Raw genomic sequence first — 19,922 nt, forward strand, 5'->3', positions numbered from 1 at the left:
GCGACTGAGTCGTTCCATGTCAGAACTGTTGGGTCAGGCTGGCGTAGACCGCATTCTCGGTGTAGGGCGTGACAGCTTCGAAGCGGCTGTGGCGCGCGCCGAGTAGCGCACTGAGCCGCGCGCCCAGGCGGGCATTCCAGCCGACGAGCAGGCTGGTCAACTTCGTCGACTGGCTGCTGACATCACCCTTCGTGTCCTGGCGGGAGGCCGTCAGCGAGAGCGCCGCCAGCGGCGTCAGCTGGTGGCTGGCGGTCAGCGAGTACGAGCGCTGCTCAATCTGCGACGTGCTGGCCAGGTCACCCTGGTTCAGGTTGCTGCCCAGCCGGCTGGTGATCGTGCGGCTGATCTGCGCCGACAGCGTGCTCCGCACGCCCTGCAGCAAGACACCCAGCTGTTGGCTGTGCAGCCGGCTGGGGCCGGTGGACAGGAAGCCGCCGGCCAAGAGCGCATCGGGTGACAGGTTCTGCGACTGTAGATAGCCGCGCACGAAGGCATCCAGCTTGACCGGATCTTTTTCGTTTGGAGCGAACAGCTGGTAGAAAAAGTCGTAGTTGGTACGCGCGCCGCCTGACGCACCGGTATTGCCGAGCGTCGTCGTCGTCGTGTCGGAGAAGCGCCAGACCGAGTGCGCCATCCGGTGCGAGAAGGTCAGCCCGTGGCTGTTGCCATAGTTGTGGTACTGCCAGTCGGCACCGATCTGCGTGCGAGGCGTCGGCGTCCATTGCGACGAAATGCCGCCGGTGTTGCCGCTCTGGCTGCTGCCCCCCAGATAGTCGTTGCGCTCCCGGCCGGCGTTGAGCGTGAAGATCCAGTCCGCGTCGGGGTGGTAGTCCGCCCCGAGCTTCAGCAGGTCGTTGCGGTTGGACGACGCCGTCTTGGCCTTCACCTCCTGGCTGCTCGCCAGCACCCACCAGCCCAGCAATCCTGGGTTGGCCTCGTTGAGGCGCAGCGAGCCGCCACTGCTGCGGCTGTCGCCGAGGCTCGTGCCACGCGCCTCCGTGCGCGAGAAATCACCGCGCAGTTCGTAGGTCGCCAACCCTCCCAGCACGCCACGCAGCGACGGCGACACGGCCAGCGTACCGGTCTCGTGCTGGTTGGGATTGGCGAGGTTGTCCACCGATCCCTGCGAGCCTTGCGTCGGCACGCTTTGCAGACCGAAGGCGGAGGCGTTCTGCTGGCCGATGTTGGCCCGCACGTCGACGAACAGCGTGCGGGCGATCAGTTCGGCCTGGGCGTTGGCCGTCAGCGCGTTCTGCAGCCGCGAGGGCTGGTCCGACTTCGTGTAGGCAATGCCGTTGAGCGAGTAGTCAAGGCTGCCTCGCACCGCCCCGCTGTTGCTGACGACACGGATGCCCGGCGCCACGGTCGTGATCAGCGCGGCATCCTTGTTCTGGTCGCTCAGACGCAGGTTGTCGGTCCAGGTCTGCATGACGTTGACGCTCGTCTGGATGCTCACCCCACGCGACTGATCGCCAGCACCGCCCTGCTGGGCCTGCGCAGCCACCGCACAGGCGGCCAGTGCGAACGCGAGGCAGCGCGGCTCAGCTCTGCGCCGAATCATTGCTGCCGTAGCCGTAACCGTAGCCATACCCATAGCCATACCCATAGCCATAGCCGTAGCCACCGGCAGCGTTGGGGCTGGCCTGATTCAGCAGCATCATCTTCACCGGGCAGGTCTCGATGGCAGCCAGCGCCTGCTGCACCGCACTCTGCGGCGTCTTCTCGGCATGGACCACGACGATGATCTGCCCCATGTGGGACGCCAGCACGCGCGATTCGGTCGTCAGCAGCAGCGGCGGCGAGTCGAAGATGATGATGCGGTCAGGGTAGCGCCTCGCCATGTCGTCCAGCAGATGGCTCATCGCGTCGCTGGCCAGCAACTCGGTGGCGCGCGGGTGCGGCGTGCCGCTGGGCAGCAGCGTCAGTTTCTCGACATTGGTGCGCAGCAGCACCTCCGACATGTCGACCCGCTCCTCCAGCACGTCCAGCAGGCCCGGGCCCTGCGGCAGACCCAGCATGCGAAGCACCGACGGGCGCGCCACGTCGGCATCGACCAACATGACCGTGTTGTCCAGCTCCGCCGCGATGCTGAGCGCCAGGTTGACGGACGTGAAGCTCTTGCCCTCACCCGCCAGCGCGCTGGTCACCATCAGCAGGTTGGCATGGTTGATCGTCGCGGCGCCCTTGCCCATCGCGTTCTTGATCAGCGGCCGCTTGATGACGCGGTACTGGTCTCCGGTCTGCGAACGCGGTGTGTGGGGCATCAGGAAGCCCTGGGCAGCCAGCGCGACGACATCCAGCTCGACCCGCTTGGAAGACGGATGAGGACCATCCTCCACCAACGAGATGCCGACCGCTGGCGCAGGCGACGACGCGGGGAGACCGGTGGCCGGAGCGGCAGCCGCCGCCGACGGGAGGGCCGGCGATCCAGCGGCCGGCACGCCTTGTTCATCACCGGGCAGCACAACGCCCGCCTGGCGCAGTTGCTCCAACCGCTGTGCGGCCTGTTCGATCAAGCTCGTCATGTCAAACCACCTGCCGGCTCAATTGCACAGCCAAGATCGTCAAGGCCACGGCAAACATGGCCAGCAACCCACCGGCACCTGCCGAGAAGCGGATCAGGTCCACCCGCAGCCGCGCACGATCGGCATCGGTGACCAGCCGAGTCACGACGCCCAGGATGGGCAGCTCGACGCGAGCCCGCAGGTCGTTGGCGTCATGGAAGACCGGGCGCAGCTGGCTGGCCGCGAACGTCGTGAACACGCCGATACCCAGCGCTGCCGCCATCGCACCGGCCAACAGCAGCAGCCGGTTGGGCGCCACGGGCTTGGGATTGGCACGCGGCGGGTCGATGACGCGGAAATCCGCCACGCCCGAAGCCACATCCAGTTCGCCGGAGATCGAGGCCTGCTCGCGCCGCTGCACGAGGTCCTCGTAGTTCTTCTTGTTGATCGCGTAGTCGCGATTCAGCTGGGCCAAATCGGCCTCGACCTGCGGGGCCGTCTTCAGGGCCGCCATCGCCTGGGCATAGCGCGAGGAGTATTCGTCCACGCGGGCACGCAGCGAAGCCACCTGCACCTCGGTCGTCGCAAGGATGCGCACCAGCTCCTGCATCGCCAACGTACCTCCCCCCTGAGCCAGGCTCACCACTGGCGTTGCCGCAGCTGCCTTGCGCAGCTCGGCAATCTCGCGCTTGCGCTGCTCCTCGAGATCCTTGATCAACTTGCGCGTCGCGATGATGTCCGGATGTTGGTCGGTATAGCGCTGCAGCAGCCCGTCGAGATTGCGCCGTAGCTCGGCCAGCCGCGCATCCAGCTCAGGCGTACCGACGTTGGCGCTCGACTCCTGCATCAGGCTCTGCGTCGTCGTCTGAGCGCCACCACGGGCCCTCTCCGCGTCAAGCTGCGCCTTCGCCGCGTCGCGCGCATTGACTGCCGATCGGTATTCGAGACGCGCCGCTTCGAGCTGGTTGCTGATCTCAGCGATATGGGCGGCGGAGTCCTTGCCCTCACCGGAGCCCGCCAACGTCAGATTCTTCAGCCGGAATTCCTTCAGGCGCGTCTCGGCCTCTTCGAGCTTGGTCTCGTAGGTCTTGATCTGCTCGTTGATGAAGGTCGTTGCCGTCGATGCGCCGACACGCGTCTGGCCAAGGCTGGATTCGACAAAAATCGACACGAGCGACTGCACGACGCGCTTGGCCGTCTCCGGATCACTGTCGCGATAGCCAAGCACGTAGAGGTTGTCCCGCCCGATGCTCTGGATGGACAGGTTGTTGGTCACCGTCTCGATGGTGGCTTCCTGCTGGGCCTTGGACTGATTTTTCAGATCCAGGTCAGCCATGCGGACCAGCTTCTCGACGTTGGGCCGGCTGATCAGCGTCCGGCTCAGCATCGTCACCTGCTGCTCGACGTTGGGCTGAACCGCCAGACCCGACATCAGCGGCTTCAGGATGGACTGGGTATCGACGTAAATGCGCGCGCTGGCCTCGTACCGATCCGGGAGCACGAACACGACCACGGCACCGACCACGCCGGTCACCCAGGCCACCACCAGGCCCACCCAGCGGTACTTCCACATACGCCGGACAATGACCAGCAGCTGAGCAATCAGCAATTCCATCGAAAACAGTCTCGGTTAATGCTTTCGTGAAGCCCCACCAGCCCAGGCCGGAAAGGCTCCATCGGCAAATCAGAACAGGCTCTGCGGAATGATCAGGATGTCGCCCGGCCGCATCTCCACGTTGGCAGACACATCACCACGCTTGATGAGATCTTTCAGGCGAACCGAATACTGCTTGTTGCCTTCCGCCGTACGCAGGATGGTGGCACTGTTGCCGGCCGCAAAGTCTGTCAGACCACCGACGGCGATCATGACGTCCAGCAGCGTCATCTGCTGCTTGTAGGGCAGGAACTGAGGTTTGGCGGCCTCGCCGACGACGCGGATCTGCTCGCTGTAGGGCCCGACAAACGAGGTGACGATGACGGTCACGACCGGGTCGCGCACGTACTTGCTGAGCTGCTTCTCCACCTCGCGCGCGACCTGCACCGATGTCTTGCCCTGCACGACCATCTCGTCGACCAGCGGCGCAGCGATCTTGCCGTCCGGACGCACCGGCACGGACATCGACAGCTCTGGGTTGCGCCAGACCTGGATGTTGAGGTTGTCACCAGCGCCGATGATGTAGCTGTAGTCACTGCTGGCCACGCTCGCCGGTGCGGGTGGGTGATTGGTGCTGGCGCAACCCGCCACCAGCCCGATCGCCAGCACCGTCAACACCTTCCAGAGGCTGGACCACACCCCGCGATGACCGGACGCCGAAACACCGCCGGCCGACATCTGTTGCGCATCGCCGCGAGCTAAAGCATGAAGGGTGTCCAAGGCATGTCCTCTGTGGGTCTGTTCATCGAAACGGCGCGAGCAGAAAGCTTCCTCGCCACGCCGGAATGGGCGCGCGCATGATGCCATAGGCCCGACTGCATACCGGCAGTGGAATCGGGGGGGTACACCTCCGAAAGTCGTGCAATTTCACACCCCAGAATCCCTGCGCCCGCCCCTCGAACTCAACCCGGCTTCGCCCGCCCCTCAAGCAAGGGCCGGATCAGCAGCAACATGAGCTGCTGGATCGGATTGGCATTCCCGAACGGGCGCCATGTGAACTTGAGCTTCTGGTGGTAGGCATCGAATTGCATGGTCCACGGCGCCGCACGCAACTTGCCACGACCCAGCAGCACTTTCAATACCGCCACCCCCATGACGCCGGCACACAGGTCGCAGGACATCATGGTCGACGGGCCACGCCGCTCCTTGAAATTCACTGCGTGCGGCGCCACCAGATAATCGCGCTGCAGCATCGCCGGCGACAGGCCGGCAATGAATCGCGCATATTGCTCATTCTCGCCGCGGCCCTCGACCCTGAAATACTGCTCGAAACTCATGCCGCCCGGCTTGAAATACATCAGCGCCACGCCCATCCCGAGTGGCGCCGCCGTCAGCGCCGGAATGCCGCGCTCGTAGCAGGCCTTGAACAGCATGCGCCGTGCCGGCAGCGCAAAGAAATCGATTCCGTCCACATACACGTCGACGTCGCGCAGGAATTCATCGAGATTCGCCTCGGTGACACCTTCCGGAAATACCCGGACATCTGTCTCCGGATTGATGTCGCGCGCCATTCCTGCCAGCACCCGCGCTTTCGGCTGATCGACGGTCGACATGAACGCACCAACCTGCCGGTTCATGTTGTGGACGCCGAACTCATCGAAGTCCGCGATATTGAACCGGCTCATGCCGAGCCGGCTCAGCGTCAGCAGATGGGCCCCGCCGACACCGCCAAGGCCGGCAATCGCCACGCGCGCCGAGCGAAGTTTTTCCTGCTCGGCTTCGGTCACCCAGCCGATGTTCCGGGAAAATGCTCGCCCATAGTCGAAGGTCGAAGCTTGGTTCAAGTTCCCTCCCTTTGCGCCAAGCGACGACGCCGTCAAGGACAAGCTCAGACCTGAGCCTGCCGCCACCACGTCGCCACCGCGCGGCAATCCAATACGAGAAAGGTCGCGAAAACCATGGATTCGCAAGCCACCATTCTGCAGATCCTCGATTTTGCACGATGGGCCCCCAGCGGCGACAACACGCAGCCCTGGCGCTTCGAAATCATCGATGCCCATCGCGTGGTAATCCATGGTTTTGACACGCGCGAGCACTGCGTCTACGACCTGGACGGCCATCCGAGCCAGATCTCCATCGGCGCAATGATCGAGACGGCTGCGATTGCCGCCAGCCATCATCAGCTTCGCACGGAGGTGCGGCGGCGAGCCGACTCGCCGGAAACCCGGCCGGTGTTTGATCTCGAGTTCATCGGCGACCCAGCCATCGATCCCGATCCGCTGAAAGCCAGCATCAAGACCCGCAGCGTGCAGCGGCGCCCGCTGAAGACCCAGCCGCTCACCACGCAACAGAAGCAGGCCTTCGAAGCCGCTGTCGGGCCGAGCCACACCATCGAATGGCTGGAAGGCGCCAGCTCGCGGCTGAAGGTCGCCAAGATGCTTTTCCACTCGGCCAAGATCCGCCTGGTCACACCCGAGGCCTACCGTGTCCACAAGGACATCATTGAATGGCAGGCGCAGTTCAGCGAGGACCGGGTGCCGGACCAGGCTCTGGGCACCGACCCGATGACGACGCGGCTGATGCGCTTCGTCATGAACAACTGGGGCCGGGTGGAGATGTTCAACCGCTTCTTCGCCGGCACCTGGGCGCCGCGCATCCAGCTCGACTTCGTGCCGGGACTGGCCTGCGCCGCTCACTTCCTGCTGCTCGCCAAGACCCCTGCGCGCACGATCGACGACTACATCGAGGCCGGCCGCGCGACACAACGCTTCTGGCTGACGGCCACGCATCTGGGCCTGATGCTGCAGCCCGAGGTCACGCCGCTGGTCTTCACCCGCTATGCCCGCGAAGGCATCGACTTCTCCATCAAGCCCGGTGCACGGGAGATGGCGCAGCAGCTCGACCAGCGTTTCGTCGGCGTGGTGGGCGAACACGCCGCGTCGCACGCCGTCTTCATGGGGCGCGTCGGCCACGGCCCGTCGCCTACCGCACGCTCGCTGAGGCGCCCACTGGAGAGCCTGTTGATCAAGGGGGCAGCGTGATGCCAGCGCCGGACCGCCCGCTCCGGATCGCGCTTTTTGCCGAAGCCGTCACGCTGGCTCACGTCGCGCGGCCGATCGCGCTCGCCCGCGCCATTGCGCCCGCAGGTCACGAGTTGCTGCTCGCCTGCGACCCACGATATGCCGCCTTCACCGCCGACGGGCCGTGGCAGCGCGAGGACATGCGCAGCATCCCGAGCGCGCAGTTCAACGAGGCGCTCGCCAAGGGCAAGCCGGTCTACGACTTCGACACGCTGAATGCCTACGTGACCGAGGACCTTCACCTGCTGGAGGGCTTCAAGCCGGATCTGGTGATCGGCGATTTCCGGCTGTCGCTGTCCGTCAGCGCGCGGCTGGCCGGCATACCGTACATGGCCATCACCAATGCCTACTGGACACCGCAATACGAGGGCGGCTACGCACTGCCGGTGATCCCGCTGAGCCGCGTACTGCCGCTCCCGCTGGCCAGCGCACTGTTCCATACCTTCCGGCCACTGGCCTTCATCCCCCACTGCCAGCCGATGAACCGGCTGCGCAGGCACCACAAGCTGCCTCCACTGGGCAACAACCTGCGACGCGTCTACACCGATGCCGACCACCTGTTGATCCCGGACCTCAAGCCGCTCTACCCGATGAGCGGCGCGAGCGATACCCACTCCTACATCGGCCCGCTGATGTGGTCACCATCCGTCGCGCCACCGAGTTGGTGGGACGAACCGGTCGACGAAAGTCTCGGCAGCGCCTATGTCACGCTGGGCAGTTCAGGTAACGCATCGCTGCTCCCGATGATTCTGGAGGCGCTGAAGGACATGCCCGTCCGTGCACTGGCCTCGACAGCCGGTGCCGCCGCACCTCCCGACACGCCGACGAATGCGCGGCTCGCGAGTTATCTGCCAGGGGATGCCGCAGCGCTGCGTTCGCGCCTGGTCATCTGCAACGGCGGCAGCCTCAGCACCCAGCAGGCGCTGGCCGCGGGCGTTCCGATACTGGGCATCGCCAGCAACATGGATCAATTCCTGAACATGGCACCCATTGAAGCCGCGGGCGCAGGCATCGTGCTGCGTGCCGATCGATTGAGCAAGTCGGCCATCCGACAGGCCGCCGAGAGGCTGCTGCGCTCGGAGGCTGCAGCAAACGCTGCGAGGGGTTTCCAGCAACCCTTGCTGGCCGCCGCCAGGGGCGTTGGAGCCGCCTTCGACAAGGCCGCCACCCGACTGCTGGCATCGCACCCCTGAGGGCCTGTCGACGCTCTAAGTGTCGCCAAGCCGCGTGGACGGCGTCCACGCGATGGACGTCGTCGTCGGCCAGACACCGGTCTCGGACAATCCGTCGTTCACGCGCCGCGCCTCGCGCGCGGCCGTTTCGAGCAGCCGTACCAGGGCCTGCACCTTCGGCAGGTCAGCCTCGGCCATCTCAGTGCGCAGGTAGAGGTTGCCGCGCATGCACATCAGCACGAAGGGGTGGCCCTCGGGCAGCAGATCCTGGCTGGCCTGCACCAGCGCCTCTCCAAGCTCGCCGTCGACCCAGGCGCCCGTCAGCTCCTTCGTGACGCCCACGATGCCGTAGCGCTGGCGCACGATCTGCGAGGCCGCGTGGTTGAACTTGGGGAACATCACCAGCCAGCGCATCTCCTCCGGTGTGTCGGTGTCGACGCGGGTCTTGAGCGTGTCCGTGTAGGCCTCGAAGACGGCACGCTCCAGGTTCTCCATCAGCGCGCGGCACAGCACCATGGTCTGCAGGTCGGGGTGCAGCCCCATCTCGCAGCGCATGCGCAACTCGGTGCCGGGGAGGTAGCTGCGCTGGGACACGCCCCATTCAACGCGCAACGGACCGGGCGACGCGCCGGGATGCTCGATGAGGAAACCCTGGCCGTCACGGGTTTGCGAGAACTCGGCGCCGCGTGCCTCGGCCCATTCCTGGATCGGACGCCACCGCGCTGCGTTGGCGCGGGTCACGAGCCAGTGCTTGACTTGCTTTACGACCATGAGTCGAGAGAATCGGGCTGCATTGCTGATGGAGGCAACGATGATCGAAGTGTATTCATGGCCCACACCCAACGGCCACAAGGTGCACATCATGCTGGAGGAGTGCGGCCTTGCGTACCGGGTCCATCCCGTGGACATCGGTGCCGGCGACCAGTTCGCGCCGGGCTTCCTCGCCATCAGCCCCAACAACAAGATCCCGGCCATCACCGATACCGAGGGGCCCGATGGCGAGCCGATCTCGCTGTTCGAGAGCGGCGCCATCCTGCTCTACCTCGCTGGCAAGACGGGCAAGCTGCTGCCCGCCGACACGCGCGGCAAGTACGAGGTGCTGCAGTGGCTGATGTTCCAGATGGGCGGCGTGGGGCCGATGCTGGGGCAGGCGCACCACTTCCGCATCTACGCGCCACAGAAACTGCCCTACGCCATCGAGCGCTACACCAACGAGGCCAGGCGCCTCTACGGTGTCATCAACAAGCGGCTTGCGCACACCACCTACCTCGGCGGGCCGCAATACAGCATCGCCGACATCGCCGTCTTCCCGTGGCTGCGCTCGTGGAAGAACCAGGGCGTGGAGATGGCCGACTACCCGCACCTGAAGGGGTGGTTCGACGAGATCGCCAAGCGGCCGGCGGTGCAGCGAGGGCTGGAAGTGCTGGCGGGCGCGCGGAGGCCGTTGACGGACGAGAAGGCGCGGGAAGTGCTGTTCGGGCAGCGGCAGGTGGAGCAGCGCTGAACCAGGCCTGGTCAGAACAATGGGACCTTGACGACTGAGGAAGCGACTGCGGCACGCGGGGATCGCGCGCGCAGCATGCCTTCCGGGCCTCAGTCTTGACGCCAGCCGCGTACCGCCATGCACTGCTTGCGCACCTGTACGGCGTGCGTGGTGATTCGAAGGTTCTGCGTCTCCGCCGTCGCCGTGCAGTCACGACTGGAATAGCAGCCGCTCCCGGCGGGCCCGATGAGCTGATCCAACCGCGCCACACGCTCCGCTTCCTTGTCGCAGGAGGCCATGTCCGCCTGCAGGTCTGCCGTGGGATTGCGCGGGTTCACCCAACGGGTGGCACAGGCACTCAGCGCGACACAGATCAACAGCAGCAGGACTCTCATGGGCAAGTAGGCGATCGGCAGGTCAGGGGCCGCGCATCCTAGCGGCCGCCTGCCATGCGTCCATCTTCGAACGCCGCGGAAGACGTTCAGCGCGGCTCGGCGATGCGGTAGCCCACGCCGGGCTCGGTCAGCAGCACGCAGGGCTCGGCCGGGTCGGCCTCCAGCTTGGCGCGCAACTGGGCCATGTACAGGCGCAGGTAGTGCGTCTGCTCCGTCGCCTCGGCGCCCCACACATCGGCCAGCAGCCGGCGGTGCGTGACGACCTGGCCGGCCTGCCGCACGAGGCGGGCCAGCAGCTTGAACTCGGTGGGCGTGAGGCGCACGTCGGCACCGTCACGGCGTACGCGGTGGGCGGTGAGATCCACCTCCAGGCCGGCACGGCGGTACATCGTGATGGCCGGCTGGGCCACGGTGCCGCGGTGCCGCAGCGCCACGCGCAGCCGCGCCAGCAGCTCGCCGATGCCGAAGGGCTTGACGAGGTAGTCGTCGGCACCGGCGTCAAGGAGGCGGATCTTCTGCCCCTCCACCTGACGAGCCGAGATGACGATCAGCGGCGTGGCGCGGTCGCGGCGCAGCGCCTGCAGCAGCTCCTCGCCGTCGCCATCGGGCAGGCCCAAGTCCAGCAGCACCGCGTCGAGGTTGCCCGCGTGGGCGAGCTGGGCCATCGCGTCGGCAAGGCTGGCGGCGGTCAGCACCTCGTAGCCTTCGACGGACAGCGCCTCGCGCAGCGTCACGCGCAGTTCGCGGTCGTCTTCGACGAGCAGCAGCCTCATGCCACGGCCTCGGGAAGTTCCGGCGCTTCGCGCAAAGGCAGACGCGCCTCGAAGCTGCAGCCGCCGTGGCCGCGCGGGCGCAGGCTCAAGCTGCCTTCGTGCGCCTCAGCAATGGCGCGGCACACGGCCAGGCCGACGCCGGCACCCGGCGGGCGCTGCTTGAACGCAGCCAGGTCGCCGCGCTGGAAGGCGTCGAACACGCGGTCGCGCCAGGCGGGCTCGATGCCGGCGCCGCGGTCGCGCACGGCGAACATGGCCTGCTCGCCGACGCGGCGCACCACCAGCTCGACCAACGCGGTGGCCGGGCTGTACTTCAGGGCGTTGTCGACGAGGTTGTCCAGCAGCTGAGACATCAGGGCCGCATCACACCACAACAATGGCAGCTCGGGCTCGATGCGCGCCTTCACGCGGTCGCCGTCCGGGCGGCGGCGCACGCGGCGCAGCGCGGCGCCGACGATCTCCTCGGCCGACTCCCAGTCGCAGCGCAGCGACACGCCCGGCGCGCCCAGGCGCGCCAGCTGCAAGGTGTTGTCGGTCAGCCGCACGAGGCGGGTCGTCTCGTCGACGATGCGGGCCGCCAGCTCCTGGCGCTGCTCGTGCGACAGCCGCTCCCCCTGCGCGTGCAGCGCCGACGCCGAACCCATGATGGTGGCCAGCGGCGTGCGGTAGTCGTGCGAGATGGCGGCCAGCATCGCATTGCGGGTGGACTGCATCTCGGCCAGCTCGGCGGACTGCCGGGCCGCGTCCTGCACGCAGCGGCGCTGCAACGCCAGGCCCATCTGGTCGCACAAGGCCTGGGCATGGGCGAGGTGGTCGGGTGCCAGCACCGCGGCGCCCAGCCCGCGCAGCGTGACGGCACCGAGCGCCGCGTCGCGGCCGCGCAGCGGCAGGTAGAGGTCGGGCTCGCCGGCGTGGTGGGCCGTGCCGGGGCCGAGCGCACGGCCGCTGTCGGCGCACAGCTCCAGGCCGGCCAGCGCGTTGGCGTCGGGCTCGCCAAGGACGACGTCCTGCGCGCCGCAGGACGGCCGCAGCAGCGCCGCGGCGGGTAGGCCGCCGAGTTGATGGAGCGCCTGCAGCAGCTCATGGGCGTGGACCTCGGGCCGCTCGGCATCGCGCATCAGGTCGCCGAACTCTCGCAGCGCGCGCTCCAGCTGCGCGGCCCGCTGCGCCGCGCGCAGGCCCTCCCAGGCCCGGCGCAGCTTCCAGCCCACCCAGGCCAGCGCCATCAGCGAACCGGTGGCGATCCAGGGCAGGAACTGGACGATGGGGCGGGGAATCATGGGGCGCGCAGTTTAGGTGGCCTCCGCGGCGACCCGAGGCTGTTCAGGCTTCGCCAGCCTGTCCTTCACCAGCCCGGCCAGCAGCACGTCGACCAGCGTGCCGCCCTGCCCTGCCGACTGCCCGCCACCGACCAGCACCTCCGGCACCAGCTGCACGCCGGCGCCGGCCAGTGCCTGCGCCACCTGCACGATGGCGTAGTTGCCAGACTCCATCGAGCCGATCTTCTGGCGGATGACCTCGGCCTCGGCCTCGCCGATGGCCAGCGTGCGGCCGGCCTCCGCCTGGCCAGTCACGCGGGTGACCTCGGCGTCGGCCTCGGCCGTGATCTTCTTGGAACGCGCCGCGCCGTCGGCCGTCTTCACGGCCGCCTGGGCGCTGAACTCGGCGATCGCGACCTTGCGCTCTGCGTCCACCACCTGGGCCTGCGTGCGGGCCAGCGCCGTCGCCTGCTCCAGCTGCTGGCGCACGCCCTGGGCTTCCATCTGCGTCTCGAAGGTGACCTTCTCCTGCTCGGCCAGCTTGCGGTCGGTCAGCGTCTTCATCAGCTCGGCCGGCGGCACGATGTCGCCGATCAGCGTCTCGACGGCGCCCACGTCATAGGCCTTCAGCGCCGCGGAAATGGCGGCCTTGGCCTCGGCCTGGCGCTCGCTGCGCTTCTTCAGGAAGTCGATGACGTCCGAGTTCTGCGCGGCGTTGCGGAAGTAGTTGCCGATGGTGGGCTCCAGCACCTGGGTGACCAACGCCTCCATGCTGCCGAAACGCGCGATGACCTTGGGCGCGTCGTTGCGCGGGATGTGGATGATCTGGCTCACATCCAGGTTGAACGTGAAGCCGTCGGCCGAGCGCACGGTGATCGTCGAGAGATTCGCGTCCAGCTTGTGCGCCTCGGTCTTGCCGGTGGCCCAGTTCAGCACGACGTTGGCCGTGGGCACGACGCGCACCTTGTGGGTGTAGGTGTTGATGGCGTACTTGCCCGGGTCCAGCACGTCCACCCACACACCCTTCTCGCCCTTGCGGACCATGTTGGCGTGGCGGAACCCCTCACCCGTCACATCCACACCAGCCTTGCCGACGAAAGCCACGACGACGCCCACCGACGCGATGGGCACCTCGGTCATGTCGATGATCTCGACGGTGGCGAACATCGGGTTGATGAAGTAGCGGCCGGCCAGCAGCACCTGCTCCTGCAGGCCCTTGGTGCCGCCGGCGTTGACGAAGGCCTGCGGGTCCTGGAACAGGTTGTGACCGGGCACCTCGGGGCCGGCGATCTCGCCGGTGGTCAGCGACGCGCCTTCGCGCGTGGTGACGATGCCGACCTTGTTGTCGGGCACGTCGGTCACCTGCACCTGCGTGACCCGGAACAGTCCGGGGTTGATTCGGTACTTGCCTTGCGGGATGACATTCATCTGCGGGCCACGTTCACCGCCGCCGTCCATGAAGGCGCGGGCGTCCTGGAAGCTGTCGCAGGCCACGGCGCGGCCGATGACGCGGCCGCCAGTCAGCGGACGGCCGTCACGCGCCTCGACGATGCCGATCTTGCCGGGCTCGATGGCGGTCATGCGCTCCAGGCGCACCGTGAACAGCAGCGTGTTGATGCGCCACGCGCCGGGCGGCACAACGCTCGTCTGCAGGCCGCGCTCGCCACCGGCGAGGAAGGCGCGCGCGTCCTGGAAGTTGTCGCAGTCGACGTGACGGGCCAGCACGCGTCCATCGGGCAGCGGCAGGCCGTCGCAAGCCTCGACGATACCGATGGCGTCGTCCGGCACGACGGTGAACTTGACGAGGTCGACCTGGTACTGCCACGGCCACAGGCCCACGTGCAGGCCGGGGGCCAGCGTGTCCGCCTGCAGGCCCGCCTCGCCGAACAGCGCGACGATGCGGCCGGGCGGCAGCTCGCGGTGGCGGCCGAACAGCACGAACTTCTTCGTCACCGTGCCGATGGAGTCGTCGGGCACGATGACGAAACCGAACAGGCGCAGCAGGCGCTTGTAGAAGACGAGCGCCAGCAGCAAGGTGACGACAAGCAACGTCTGGGCGACGGGGAAGAACTGGATGTCCATGCGGAGCACCGTAGTGAAGGTGTCACCACTGTGTCCGCGGCGGCATCAGGGCCGCATAAGGAGCGCGCAAAAAAGAAACCCCAGCCTTGCGGCCGGGGTTGAAACCGTCTTCCGCTGTCACGGACAGACGCCTGCTCAGGGAGGAACAGCAGGGGGCGTGAGCCCGAAACCAATGTAGCCGCGAGTGGGCCCGCCGTGTGTAGGACAGCAAGCCATCCGCACCGGCCGTGTAGGACAACGCCGCACGGCCGTCGCACCCGCGACACCCACCGCGTGAGAAATCTCATGGCTGGCGAAGGGCCGGTGTATCGGTGTGTGAGATACCCACCTGGCAGAGCCTCTCATCCCTAGACTGCGCCGCGCTCATACCCTGAGCGCAAAGGATGCAGTTGATGTTCCCCACCTTTGAAGCAAGCGGACGTTCGCCCGCCCTCGCCAGCGAACCACTGGCAATGGACAGTGGTTTCGGCGGCCTGGATGGCGAAGCGCTTGATCTCGTCGAGCGCCGTTACGGCGACCGCGGCCTGGCTGTGTCCCGTGAGCGCTACACCAGCCGCAACCAGGATGGCGACGTCGTCTGCACCGCCCGCGATGGCGCCGACATCGTCGGCACGCTGTCCGTACGCTTCGATGGCGTGGGCGGTCTGCACGCCGACCTGCTGTTCAGCGCCGAGCTGAATGAGTGGCGCGCCACCGGCGTCAAGCTGTGCGAATTCGGCGGCCTGGCGATGGACCATCATTCCCGCGACCCCAAGCGGGCGCTGGCGCACCTCTTCCATCTCGGCTACCTGCACGCGCACCGCCGCGCCCGTTGCGACCGGCTGGTCGTCGAGGTGAACCCGCGCCACGTCGGCTTCTACCGGCGCTGCCTGGGCCTCGTGCCGATCACGGCCGCCCGGCACAACCCGCGCGTCAACGCGCCGGCCGTGCTGATGAGCATCGCCTTCGCCGACGTGCGCGAGCAGATCGCGCTGTGGGGCGGCCACCCGGACTCCGTCGCGTCGGCACGCAGCCTGTACCCGCTGTTCTGGGACGAGGCGACCGAAGCGACGATGCTGGCCCGCCTGCCCTGAATTCAGGCCGCGGGCAGCAGGCCCAGGAAGCGGTCCAGCATGTGGAAGTGGTCGTCGAAGAACTCCGCTTCCATCGCCGCCAGCTCGGCCACCGGCACCCAGCGCGCGTGCGCCGCGTCGTCGCCGCCCTGAACCTCGGGCAGTTCACGGTCGCCCAGGTCGAAGTGGTGCGTGTGCGAGATCGTGCGGCCCCGCTGGCTGCGGTCGGGGTGGTCGAACACTGCCATGCCCTGCAACGCGCGCTGCAGCGTCTCAGGCAACAGACGCAGGCCCGTCTCCTCCTCCAGCTCACGCACGGCCGACTGGTACAGCGTGTCGCGCGGCTCGACGAAACCACCCGGCAAGGCCCACAGCCCCTGGCCAGGGTCCTTGCCGCGCTGGATCAGCAGTACATGGCCGGCGCAGCGCAGCACCAGGTCCACCGTGACGAACGTCGGCGCATACGGCGCCGCGGCCCAGGCCTGGCGGTAGCGCTTCAACATCGCCCACTCGCGTCGCAGCGCGGCGAGATACGGCAGATGCGCCCAGGCCTGAACGAAGCTGCGCGTGCCGGCCGGTACCTGATCGACCCAACTGGCCAGCACGCCTTCCAGCACGTCGGGTTCAGCCTCGAACAGCGCGGCGCGCAGATCCGTGGCGTCCACGCGGTGCTGGCGCGGCAGGCTCAGCAGCTTCCACGGCGAGAAGCGGCGCAGGTAGCCGCTGGTCGCGTCCTTGAAGTGGCCCACCAGCGTCACGTCGCCATTGCCGACGCGCTGCTGCACGGCCGCCCGCACGGCCTGCACCCAGCGGGCCTCGTCGTAGAGGTCGCGCAGCGGCACGATCTCCACGCGCTCGCGCTCGGTCTCGGTCAGCGCCAGGCGCATCATCTCGGCACGCTCCGTCCAGCTGAACGGGTGGCGCGGCGAACGCGCCTGGTGGGCCGAGCCCAGCATCACGATGACGCGCGGCGCTTCGGCCAGCGCCGCACGCAGCAGCGCGAGGTGGCCGTTATGGACGGGTTGGAAGCGACCGATGACAACGGCGGCAGAGGTCATGGCAGAACAGTCGTTGAGGAATGGGGGGCGTACAGCACGTCGGAACGCAGCACGTACTTGACACCGTCGGTGACGGCGGCGCCTTCATGCCAGGTATCGTGAAGGAACAACAGCGCGCTGCCCGCCTCGGGCTGCACGACGAAGCTGCGGAAATCCGTGCAGCCGCCGCCGAAGCCATCGTTCAGGTAGACAAGCAAGGTCAGCTGGCTGACCAACTCGTCCTCGCGCCACGGCCCATCCTTGTGCATCTTGAAGCGCTGGCCGGGCAGGTATTTGTAGAAGCGCAGCGAGCGCGGCAGCCCCACCGCGCTCTGGCCATCGACCAACGGCAGCTCGATGCCCTTCAACCGCTGCCAAAGCCTCGCCGGCCAAGCCGATTCATCGACGATCGTGCGCTCGTTGTTGCGCACGCGGGGCATGGCCTGCTGGCCAGCCTCTGTCCGCACCGAGGCCGCGTCAAAGCCCGACCGCTCGGCCAGCGCGATCAGCTCGCCGCATTCGTCTGGCGTTACGAGGCCGGGGACCGAAAACGCCCGCTCGCTGTGCTGGATGATCGTCATGACAGCGCGCCCGGAAACACCGCGGCAATGGGCATCTGCCGCCCCTGGCCGAAGGCCCGTGCGCGCAGGCGGATCAGCGGCGGCGCCTGGCGGCGCTTGTATTCGCTGCGCTGGATCATGCAGGCGACCTTCTCGATCAGCGCCCTGCCCTCGGCCGTCTCGCGCAGCGCGGCCATGCGCGCCTCGGCAGGCTCACGTTCGCCGGCGGCGAGGCGCTCGCCTTCGATGAGCAGCTTGAGCAGTTCGTCCAGCACCGGGTAAGGCGGCAGGCTGTCGCTGTCGCGCTGGCCCGGGGCCAGTTCAGCGGACGGCTCCTTGTCGATGATGGCCATCGGGATCAGCTCGCGGCCGGCCGCGTCGTTGAGGTGGCGGCTCAGCGCGAAAACCTCGGTCTTGTAGAGATCGCCGATCAGCCCCAGGCCGCCGTTGGTGTCGCCGTACAGCGTGCAGTAGCCCACCGACACCTCGCTCTTGTTGCCGGTGGTCAGCAGCAGGTGGCCGTTCGCATTCGAGTAGGCCATCAGGATGGTGCCGCGCACACGGGCCTGCAAGTTCTCCAGCGTCAGCCCCTGCATGGCCGCGCCTAAGCTGTCGGCGAACTGGGCCTTCAGCGCGTCGACGGCGCCATGGATCGGGTGGTTCAGCAGCGTGATGCCCAGGTTGCGGCACAGCGTCTCGGAGTCCGTCACCGAGCCACTGGACGAAAAGCTGGAGGGCATCGTGATGCCGACGACGCTGTCCGCGCCCAGCGCCTCGGCGGCCAAGGCCAGCGTCAACGCGCTGTCGATGCCGCCGGAGCAGCCGACCACCGCCTTCGTGAAGCCGCAGCGACGCGCGTAGTCGCGCAAGCCCAGCACGATCTGCGCGCGGTAGAAAGCCATGGCGCTCAGGCCCACCGGGTCGGGCCACGCGGGGCGGTTGCCGTCCGCCTCCACGAAGCGGCCATCCTCGAAGCCCAGCGTGCGCACGCACTCGACGAAGCGATCGGCCTCAAAGACGACGCCGGCGTCGGGCTCGACAGCGAAGCTGGCGCCGTCGTAGACCAGCTGGTCATGCCCGCCGACATGGTTGACGTAGAGGATGGGCAGGCCGTTGCGTTTCGCCGCGGCGGCGAAGACCTGGTGGCGCTGCTCGCGTTTGCCGATGTTGCTGGGGCTGGCGTTGATGCTGATGACGAGGTCGGGCGCGGCGTCGCGCAGGCGCTCGAAGGGGTTGATGCCGTAATCGGCGCCGTCGTCGTTCCAGCCGTCCTCGCAGATCAGCAGGCCGACCTGGGCCGCGCCGACGCGCAGCACCTTGGCGACGTCCGGGCCGGGCTCGAAGTGGCGGCGCTCGTCGAAGATGTTGTAGGTGGGCAGCAGCTGCTTGGCGTAGCGCAGCAACACCTCGCCGCCCTTCATGACCAGCAGGCCGTTCTCCAGCTGCTTGCCCGGGCCGTCGCGCCGCAGCGGCGCGCCGAACACCCAGGCCAGCTCGGGCAGCTCGCGCGATGCGGCACGCAGCGATTCGAGACCGGCATCGACCTGGCGCAGAAAGGCCGGCTCGTCCAGCAGGTCGCCGGGGTAGTAGCCGCTGAGCGCCAGCTCGGGGAAGACGACCAGCTGCGAGCCCGCCCACGCCGCCTGCCGCGCCGCGGCGACCATGCGCTGCACGTTGCCCGCCACGTCGCCGACGGTGAGGTTCAGCTGGGCGATGGTGAGCTTGATCACGGCTTGATCCCGAACACCTGGCGCAGATAGGCGAGGAAGGTCTCGTCGTCGCACAGCGTCTTGCCGGGGCTGTCGCTGAGCTTGGCCACGGGCTGGCCGTTGGCGTGGGTCAGCTTCATGACGATGTTGAGCGGCGTGGGCCCCAAGTCGTTGCTGAGGTGGGTGCCGATGCCGAAGCCCAGCTGCACGCGGTCGGCGAAGTGGCGGTACAGCTCAATGGCCTTGGTCACCGTCAGGCCGTCGCTGAACACGAGGCGCTTGGTGTGCGTGTCGATGCGCAGCTTGGCGTAGTGGGCCAGCGCCTTCTCGCCCCAGACGACCGGATCGCCGCTGTCGTGGCGCAGGCCGTCGAAGAGCTTGGCGAAGTACAGGTCGAAGTCGGCCAGGAAGGCTTCCATGCCGACGACGTCGGTCAGCGCCGTGCCGAGGTCGCCGCGGTACTCCTGCACCCAGTCCTCCAGCGCGGCCTTCTGGTGGTCGCGCAGCCGCACGGTACCCAGCGCCTGGTAGGTCTGCAGGTATTCGTGCGCCATCGTGCCGATGGGCACCAGGCCCAGTTCCTTGGCCAGCAGCACGTTGGAGCTGCCCTTGAAGTGTTGAGGCAGCGCGTCGCGCAGCTGCGTGACGACCTCGCGCTGCCAGGCGCCCGAGAAGCGGCGGCGCAGGCCGAAGTCGAACAGGTCGAACGGGTGGCGCTGCGGGCGCGGCTCGGCGGCGAAGGCCTGCAGCGCGGCGATCTTGGCGGCCAGCCGACGCTGGCCTTCGGCGCGCACCTCGGGTGTGTCGAGCCGGCGGAAGTACAGCTCGTTGACGATGGCCAGCACCGGGATTTCGAAGCCCATCACATGCACCTGCGGGCCGCGGGCGACGATGTGCAGCTGCGGGCCGTCGGTGGTCACTTCGACGAAGTCGCGCTGGAACCGGAAGATGCGCAGGAAGTCGACGAAGTCGCTCTTGATGAAGCGCAGGCCCTTCAGGTAGGCCAGCTCATCGGCGCGGAAGCTCAAGGAACACAGCGCGTCCAGCTCATGCTCGACGTCGGCCTTCAGCTCGGCCAGCGGATAGCCCGGCTGGTTGCGGCAGACGAAGCGGTACTCGGCCTGCGTCTGCGGGTGGCGATGCAGCATCGCCTGCCACATCGTGAACTTGTAGAGGTCGGTGTCCAGCAGGCTGGTGATGACGGGGGTGGTCATGTTTTCTC

The 19,922-nt window shown here is 67.5% G+C and carries 18 protein-coding genes; 4 read left to right on the forward strand and 14 right to left on the reverse strand.

The window, feature by feature from the left end:
- Positions 1–19: 19 nt before the first annotated feature.
- From ACG04R_RS05470 to ACG04R_RS05490, 5 genes are all read right to left on the reverse strand, one after another.
- Entirely contained in the window at positions 20–1,456 is a 1,437-nt protein-coding gene (locus tag ACG04R_RS05470; protein WP_394407044.1) for a TIGR03016 family PEP-CTERM system-associated outer membrane protein, read from the reverse strand.
- Positions 1,457–1,541: 85 nt separating this feature from the next.
- Complete coding sequence (locus ACG04R_RS05475) at positions 1,542–2,525, reverse strand: XrtA-associated tyrosine autokinase (protein ID WP_394407046.1); 984 nt, start codon at positions 2,523–2,525, stop codon at positions 1,542–1,544.
- 1 nt (position 2,526) lies between these two features.
- Positions 2,527–4,119 (reverse strand): XrtA system polysaccharide chain length determinant, encoded by a 1,593-nt coding sequence (locus tag ACG04R_RS05480; RefSeq protein WP_394407048.1) that lies wholly within the window; start codon positions 4,117–4,119, stop codon positions 2,527–2,529.
- Between the two features lie 69 nt (positions 4,120–4,188).
- Positions 4,189–4,836 (reverse strand): XrtA/PEP-CTERM system exopolysaccharide export protein, encoded by a 648-nt coding sequence (locus ACG04R_RS05485; RefSeq protein WP_394407263.1) that lies wholly within the window; start codon positions 4,834–4,836, stop codon positions 4,189–4,191.
- Positions 4,837–5,060: 224 nt separating this feature from the next.
- Positions 5,061–6,173, reverse strand: coding sequence for a ThiF family adenylyltransferase (locus ACG04R_RS05490; protein ID WP_394407050.1), 1,113 nt, complete (start codon positions 6,171–6,173; stop codon positions 5,061–5,063).
- Between ACG04R_RS05490 and ACG04R_RS05495 the strand changes: the two genes are divergently transcribed.
- Positions 6,057–7,139, forward strand: coding sequence for a nitroreductase family protein (locus tag ACG04R_RS05495; protein WP_394407052.1), 1,083 nt, complete (start codon positions 6,057–6,059; stop codon positions 7,137–7,139). The two genes, ACG04R_RS05490 and ACG04R_RS05495, sit on opposite strands and share 117 nt — an antisense overlap.
- Positions 7,139–8,371, forward strand: a complete 1,233-nt coding sequence (locus ACG04R_RS05500; RefSeq protein ID WP_394407053.1) for a glycosyltransferase — start codon at positions 7,139–7,141, stop codon at positions 8,369–8,371. Before ACG04R_RS05495 ends, ACG04R_RS05500 begins: the two co-directional genes overlap by 1 nt.
- Positions 8,372–8,386: 15 nt before the next feature.
- Here ACG04R_RS05500 and ACG04R_RS05505 read toward each other — a convergent pair whose 3' ends face one another.
- The gene (locus ACG04R_RS05505; RefSeq protein WP_394407054.1) at positions 8,387–9,121 is read right to left on the reverse strand and encodes a hypothetical protein; all 735 of its coding nucleotides are present in this window, start codon (positions 9,119–9,121) and stop codon (positions 8,387–8,389) included.
- 40 nt (positions 9,122–9,161) lie between these two features.
- Between ACG04R_RS05505 and ACG04R_RS05510 the strand changes: the two genes are divergently transcribed.
- Positions 9,162–9,854 carry a glutathione S-transferase C-terminal domain-containing protein gene (locus tag ACG04R_RS05510; RefSeq protein ID WP_394407056.1) on the forward strand — a complete coding sequence of 231 codons (693 nt, stop codon included), beginning with the start codon at positions 9,162–9,164 and terminating at the stop codon, positions 9,852–9,854.
- A gap of 89 nt (positions 9,855–9,943) precedes the next feature.
- On the opposite strand, the gene ACG04R_RS05515 is transcribed toward ACG04R_RS05510, so the two are convergent.
- From ACG04R_RS05515 to ACG04R_RS05530, 4 genes are all read right to left on the reverse strand, one after another.
- A complete protein-coding gene (locus ACG04R_RS05515; RefSeq protein ID WP_394407058.1) occupies positions 9,944–10,228 on the reverse strand; it encodes a hypothetical protein in 285 nt (94 codons plus the stop codon).
- A gap of 86 nt (positions 10,229–10,314) precedes the next feature.
- Complete coding sequence (locus tag ACG04R_RS05520; RefSeq protein WP_394407059.1) at positions 10,315–11,001, reverse strand: response regulator; 687 nt, start codon at positions 10,999–11,001, stop codon at positions 10,315–10,317.
- A complete protein-coding gene (locus tag ACG04R_RS05525) occupies positions 10,998–12,281 on the reverse strand; it encodes a sensor histidine kinase (protein ID WP_394407060.1) in 1,284 nt (427 codons plus the stop codon). Before ACG04R_RS05525 ends, ACG04R_RS05520 begins: the two co-directional genes overlap by 4 nt.
- 12 nt (positions 12,282–12,293) lie before the next feature.
- Complete coding sequence (locus ACG04R_RS05530; protein ID WP_394407061.1) at positions 12,294–14,342, reverse strand: SPFH domain-containing protein; 2,049 nt, start codon at positions 14,340–14,342, stop codon at positions 12,294–12,296.
- A gap of 392 nt (positions 14,343–14,734) precedes the next feature.
- Here ACG04R_RS05530 and ACG04R_RS05535 point away from each other — a divergent pair, with 392 nt between their 5' ends.
- A complete protein-coding gene (locus tag ACG04R_RS05535) occupies positions 14,735–15,415 on the forward strand; it encodes an N-acyl amino acid synthase FeeM domain-containing protein (protein ID WP_394407062.1) in 681 nt (226 codons plus the stop codon).
- Between the two features lie 2 nt (positions 15,416–15,417).
- On the opposite strand, the gene ACG04R_RS05540 is transcribed toward ACG04R_RS05535, so the two are convergent.
- From ACG04R_RS05540 to pncB, 4 genes are read right to left on the reverse strand one after another with little or no spacing between them, the layout of a single operon-like run.
- The gene (locus ACG04R_RS05540; RefSeq protein WP_394407063.1) at positions 15,418–16,452 is read right to left on the reverse strand and encodes a bifunctional nicotinamide-nucleotide adenylyltransferase/Nudix hydroxylase; all 1,035 of its coding nucleotides are present in this window, start codon (positions 16,450–16,452) and stop codon (positions 15,418–15,420) included.
- Entirely contained in the window at positions 16,449–17,012 is a 564-nt protein-coding gene (locus ACG04R_RS05545) for a prolyl hydroxylase family protein (protein WP_394407064.1), read from the reverse strand. The genes ACG04R_RS05540 and ACG04R_RS05545 overlap by 4 nt, the downstream gene beginning before the upstream one ends.
- Entirely contained in the window at positions 17,009–18,721 is a 1,713-nt protein-coding gene (locus tag ACG04R_RS05550) for an NAD+ synthase (RefSeq protein WP_394407065.1), read from the reverse strand. The genes ACG04R_RS05545 and ACG04R_RS05550 overlap by 4 nt, the downstream gene beginning before the upstream one ends.
- Positions 18,718–19,914, reverse strand: a complete 1,197-nt coding sequence (gene pncB, locus ACG04R_RS05555) for a nicotinate phosphoribosyltransferase (RefSeq protein WP_394407066.1) — start codon at positions 19,912–19,914, stop codon at positions 18,718–18,720. Before pncB ends, ACG04R_RS05550 begins: the two co-directional genes overlap by 4 nt.
- Positions 19,915–19,922: the final 8 nt, after the last annotated feature.

Source organism: Pelomonas candidula (genome assembly GCF_043555985.1).
In the GTDB taxonomy this organism is placed as follows: Bacteria; Pseudomonadota; Gammaproteobacteria; order Burkholderiales; family Burkholderiaceae_C; genus Pelomonas; species Pelomonas candidula.

Bases quoted from the DNA above. Each gene is read 5' to 3' on its own strand.
- ACG04R_RS05475 (WP_394407046.1), bottom strand. From the start codon at position 2,525: ATGACGAGCTTGATCGAACAGGCCGCACAGCGGTTGGAGCAACTGCGC.
- ACG04R_RS05480 (WP_394407048.1), bottom strand. From the start codon at position 4,119: ATGGAATTGCTGATTGCTCAGCTGCTGGTCATTGTCCGGCGTATGTGG.
- ACG04R_RS05485 (WP_394407263.1), bottom strand. From the start codon at position 4,836: ATGTCGGCCGGCGGTGTTTCGGCGTCCGGTCATCGCGGGGTGTGGTCC.
- ACG04R_RS05495 (WP_394407052.1), top strand. From the start codon at position 6,057: ATGGATTCGCAAGCCACCATTCTGCAGATCCTCGATTTTGCACGATGG.
- ACG04R_RS05490 (WP_394407050.1), bottom strand. From the start codon at position 6,173: ATGGATTACCACGCGATGGGCATCGATGATTTCGAAGCGCCAGGGCTG.
- ACG04R_RS05500 (WP_394407053.1), top strand. From the start codon at position 7,139: ATGCCAGCGCCGGACCGCCCGCTCCGGATCGCGCTTTTTGCCGAAGCC.
- ACG04R_RS05505 (WP_394407054.1), bottom strand. From the start codon at position 9,121: ATGGTCGTAAAGCAAGTCAAGCACTGGCTCGTGACCCGCGCCAACGCA.
- ACG04R_RS05510 (WP_394407056.1), top strand. From the start codon at position 9,162: ATGATCGAAGTGTATTCATGGCCCACACCCAACGGCCACAAGGTGCAC.
- ACG04R_RS05515 (WP_394407058.1), bottom strand. From the start codon at position 10,228: ATGAGAGTCCTGCTGCTGTTGATCTGTGTCGCGCTGAGTGCCTGTGCC.
- ACG04R_RS05520 (WP_394407059.1), bottom strand. From the start codon at position 11,001: ATGAGGCTGCTGCTCGTCGAAGACGACCGCGAACTGCGCGTGACGCTG.
- ACG04R_RS05525 (WP_394407060.1), bottom strand. From the start codon at position 12,281: ATGATTCCCCGCCCCATCGTCCAGTTCCTGCCCTGGATCGCCACCGGT.
- ACG04R_RS05530 (WP_394407061.1), bottom strand. From the start codon at position 14,342: ATGGACATCCAGTTCTTCCCCGTCGCCCAGACGTTGCTTGTCGTCACC.
- ACG04R_RS05535 (WP_394407062.1), top strand. From the start codon at position 14,735: ATGTTCCCCACCTTTGAAGCAAGCGGACGTTCGCCCGCCCTCGCCAGC.
- ACG04R_RS05540 (WP_394407063.1), bottom strand. From the start codon at position 16,452: ATGACCTCTGCCGCCGTTGTCATCGGTCGCTTCCAACCCGTCCATAAC.
- ACG04R_RS05545 (WP_394407064.1), bottom strand. From the start codon at position 17,012: ATGACGATCATCCAGCACAGCGAGCGGGCGTTTTCGGTCCCCGGCCTC.
- pncB (WP_394407066.1), bottom strand. From the start codon at position 19,914: ATGACCACCCCCGTCATCACCAGCCTGCTGGACACCGACCTCTACAAG.